General features: G+C 73.5%; 4 protein-coding genes and 1 pseudogene. 4 read left to right on the top strand and 1 reads right to left on the bottom strand.

What is annotated here, in order from left to right; translation table 11 throughout:
• Both ACWC21_RS22485 and cobI read left to right on the top strand, forming a co-directional pair.
• Positions 1 to 822 (top strand): annotated as a pseudogene (locus ACWC21_RS22485) (cobyrinate a,c-diamide synthase); the annotation flags it as partial.
• A complete protein-coding gene (gene cobI, locus ACWC21_RS22480) occupies positions 819 to 1550 on the top strand; it encodes a precorrin-2 C(20)-methyltransferase (RefSeq protein WP_450884488.1) in 732 nt (243 codons plus the stop codon). The pseudogene ACWC21_RS22485 and the gene cobI, both read left to right, overlap by 4 nt.
• Before the next feature lie 23 nt (positions 1551 to 1573).
• On the opposite strand, the gene ACWC21_RS22475 is transcribed toward cobI, so the two are convergent.
• Positions 1574 to 2305 (bottom strand): ZIP family metal transporter, encoded by a 732-nt coding sequence (locus ACWC21_RS22475; protein ID WP_450884486.1) that lies wholly within the window; start codon positions 2303 to 2305, stop codon positions 1574 to 1576.
• Between the two features lie 102 nt (positions 2306 to 2407).
• Here ACWC21_RS22475 and cobM point away from each other — a divergent pair, with 102 nt between their 5' ends.
• Both cobM and cbiE read left to right on the top strand, forming a co-directional pair.
• Positions 2408 to 3226 carry a precorrin-4 C(11)-methyltransferase gene (gene cobM, locus ACWC21_RS22470; RefSeq protein ID WP_450884484.1) on the top strand — a complete coding sequence of 273 codons (819 nt, stop codon included), beginning with the start codon at positions 2408 to 2410 and terminating at the stop codon, positions 3224 to 3226.
• A partial coding sequence (gene cbiE / locus ACWC21_RS22465) for a precorrin-6y C5,15-methyltransferase (decarboxylating) subunit CbiE (RefSeq protein ID WP_450884482.1) occupies positions 3223 to 3623 on the top strand: 401 nt, incomplete at its 3' end. The genes cobM and cbiE, both read left to right, overlap by 4 nt.

Genomic DNA, 3623 nt, shown 5'->3' with positions numbered 1-3623 from the left:
GGGGGCTCCGCCCCTTCGACCCCGCCAGGGGGCTCCGCCCCTTCGACCCCGCCAGGGGGCTCCGCCCCTTCGACCCCGCCAGGGGGCTCCGCCCCCTGGCCTCCTCGCGGGGCCTCGCCCCTGCACCCCGCCGGGGGCTCCGCTCCCTGGGCCCCCGATCGGCCTGAAGGGCCTCGTCCTCAATCGCCGGACGGGCTGAGTGACGCCGGCCGGCGCTCGAACGTGACCGTTGCTCTGGCCGGAGGCCCCGCCTTCACCTTCTCCTATGCCGAGCACGCCGAGCTGCTCACCGCCGCCGGAGCCGACGTCGTCCCCTTCGATCCGCTTCGCGATGAGCAACTGCCGCACGGTACCAATGGGTTGGTCATCGGCGGTGGATTCCCGGAGGTGTACGCCGCCGAGCTGTCCGCCAACGAACCCCTGCGCAAAGCCGTCGCGGCCCTCGCGGAGACCGGCGCCCCGGTGGCCGCCGAGTGTGCGGGGCTGCTCTATCTCTGCCGGGAGCTCGACGGGCAGCCCATGTGCGGGGTGCTGGACGCGTCCGCCCGGATGAGCGAGCGGCTGACCCTCGGCTACCGGGACGCCGTCGCCGTGAGCGACAGTGTGCTCGCCGGCGCCGGGACCCGGATGCGTGGGCACGAGTTCCACCGGACGGTCGTCGAGCCGGGGGCGGGGGCGGAGCCCGCGTGGGGGGTGCGCGGCCCCGAGCGGCGCGTCGAGGGTTTCGTACAGCAGGGCGTGCACGCGAGTTATCTGCACACGCACTGGGCGTCCGTGCCCGGTGTGGCCCGTCGGTTCGTGGAGAGGTGCCGGACGTCATGAGCAGCAGGCTGGTCGGAGTCGGGGTGGGCCCCGGTGATCCGGAGCTGGTGACCGTCAAGGGCGTCAACGCCCTGCGCGCCGCCGATGTCGTCGTCGTGCCCGTGATGGACACCCTGGAACGGGGGCGGGCCGAGGCGACCGTGTTGCACTACGTGCCCGAGGACAAGGTCGTGAGGGTCGTGTTCGCGCTCAACGAGCGGACCGACCGGACGCGGCGGGAGGCGGCCTGGGACGCGGCCGGGGGGCGGGTCGCGGAGCTGCTGCGGGAGCGCGGGTCGGTGGCGTTCGCGACCATCGGTGACCCGAACGTGTACTCCACCTTCACCTATCTCGCCCAGACCGTCGCGGAACTGGTGCCGGGGACGGTCGTGGAGACCGTGCCCGGGATCACCGCCATGCAGGACCTCGCCGCACGCTCGGGTGCCGTCCTCACCGAGGGCACCGAGCCGCTGACACTCGTGCCGGTCACCGCCGGTTCGGCCGTGCTCAAGGAGGCCCTGGCCGGGCCCGGGACGGTCGTGGCGTACAAGTTCGGGCGGCAGGCCGCAGAGGTCGCCGAGGCGCTGCGGGAGACCGGAAGGCTCGGGGACGCCGTGTGGGGGTCGGCGCTCGGGCTGGAGGAGGAGTCCATCCGGCCGGCCGCCGAGCTCGGCGGTGCGGCGCTGCCGTACCTCTCCACGCTGATCGCACCCGCGCGGCGCGACGGCGGGCGGGGCGGGAAGCTGTGAGAGCGCCCCACTTGTCAGCCCGGTCAGCCGGAGAGGCCGACCACGAGCCAGATGAACGCCACTCCGGCCACCGTGCACAGCAGGGTGGAACGGGCGGGGTGCTCGTGGTGGGCCTCGGGGAGGATCTCCGCGGCGGCGAGATAGAGCAGCGCACCGCCGAACAGGCCGAGATAGCCGCCGAGGAACGCCTCCGGGATGGTGAAGAACACGGCCGAGGCGGCGCCGAGCACCGGCGCGCAGGCGTCGGCGACGAGCATCGCGACGGCCTTGCGGCGCTCGTTGCCGTACAGGCTGGTGATGGTGAAGGTGTTGAAACCGTCCGCGAAGTCGTGGGCGATGACGGCGAGCGCGACCGCCGCGCCCATGCCGCCGCCCACCTGGAAGGCCGCGCCGATCGCGACACCGTCCATGGCGCTGTGGCCGACCATCGCGCCCGCGGCCGTGAGGCCCACCTCGGGCGCCCGGTGGTTGTGCCCCTCGGCACCGCCGTGCGCGGCCTGCCGGGCGGCCAGTGTGCGTTCCACCAGGTGGGCCACGAGGAAACCGGCCACGAACAGCAGCAGGGCCGCCGGTACGCCGAACACCTCGCGGCCGGCCGCGTGCAGCGCCTCCGGCAGCAGGTCGAGGCCGACCACACCCAGCATCAGGCCTCCGGCGAGGCCCAGGACCAGGTGGCGGCGGTCGGTCACGTGTTGTGCCGTCCACCCTCCGGCCAGCGTCATCAGGAACGCGCCCAGCGCGACGAAGACCGCCATGTGCTCTTGCTATCCGATCGACCCGCGCTCACGCACGCCCGGCCGTAGCCGCCGTACTCACAGGACTTTGCTCGTAGGACTTGTAGGAGAGGACAGATTCTCATGGCCGATGCCCCCACCGGCAAGGTGACCTTCGTCGGTGCCGGCCCCGGCGCCGCCGACCTGCTGACGTTCCGTGCCGCACGCGCCATCGCCGAGGCCGACGTGGTGATCTGGGCGGCCAGCCTGGTCCAGGCCGAAGTCCTCGACCACGCGCGGGAGGACGCGGAGGTCCTGGACTCGGCGACCATGTCCCTGGAGGACGTCGTCGCCGTGTACGAGCGGGCCCACCGGGAGGGGCTGAGGGTCGCCAGGATCCACTCCGGCGACCCCGCCCTGTGGGGCGGCACACAGGAGCAGCTCGACCGTTGCGCCCGGATCGGAATCGGGACGGAGGTGGTCCCGGGTGTCTCCGCCTTCTCCGCCGTGGCCGCGCTCGCCCAGCGCGAGCTGACCATCCCGGAGGTGGCGCAGTCGGTCGTCCTCACCCGGCTGGGCGGCGGCAAGACGCCGATGCCGCCCGGTGAGGAGGTCCGCGAGTTCGCCCGGCACGGCACCACCATGGCGATCTTCCTGTCCGCCGCCCGCAGCGGGCAGCTGGTACGGGAACTGCTGGAGGGCGGCTATCCCACGGACACCCCGGTCGTCGTCGCCTACCAGGCGACCTGGCCGGAGGAGCTGGTCGTGCGGTGCACGGTCGGCACGCTGGAGGAGACCGTCAAGGAGCACAAGCTCTGGAAGCACACCCTGTTCCTGGTCGGCCCGGCCCTGGACGCCGAGGGCACCCGCTCGCACCTCTACCACCCCGGCCACTTCCACGGCTTCCGCAGGGCCGACCCCGAGGCCCGCAAGGCGCTGCGCGAGCGGGGGGCGAGTACATGATCACGGTCGTCGGTACCGGGACCGGGGCGCAGGCCGACGCCGAGGTGGTGGCGGGGGCGGAGCTCGTCGTGGGCGGACGGCGGCACCTGGATGCCGTCGCGTTGCCGGAGACCGCCGAGCGGATCGTACTGGGCCCGCTGGCACCTGCCCTGGACAGCATCGGGGAGTACGTCGGCAAGGACCGGCGCGTGGTCGTGCTGGCCTCGGGCGATCCCGGGTTCTTCGGGATCGTGCGGGCGCTGGCCGAGCGGTTCGGGTCCGAGCGGCTGGACGTACGGCCGGGGGTGTCGTCCGTCGCGGCCGCCTTCGCCCGGCTGGGGCTGACCTGGGACGACGCGGTGGTGGTCAGCGCGCACGGAAGGGAGCCGCGGACGGCCCTGAACGTGTGCCGCGCCCA

The organism is Streptomyces sp. NPDC001348 (assembly GCF_053597535.1).
The sequence above is the reverse complement of the archived record's forward strand: the minus strand, read 5'-3'. Positions and strand labels throughout refer to the sequence as shown.

Coding starts and splice junctions, on each gene's coding strand:
- cobI (WP_450884488.1), top strand. CDS start 819: ATGAGCAGCAGGCTGGTCGGAGTCGGGGTGGGCCCCGGTGATCCGGAG.
- ACWC21_RS22475 (WP_450884486.1), bottom strand. CDS start 2,305: ATGGCGGTCTTCGTCGCGCTGGGCGCGTTCCTGATGACGCTGGCCGGA.
- cobM (WP_450884484.1), top strand. CDS start 2,408: ATGGCCGATGCCCCCACCGGCAAGGTGACCTTCGTCGGTGCCGGCCCC.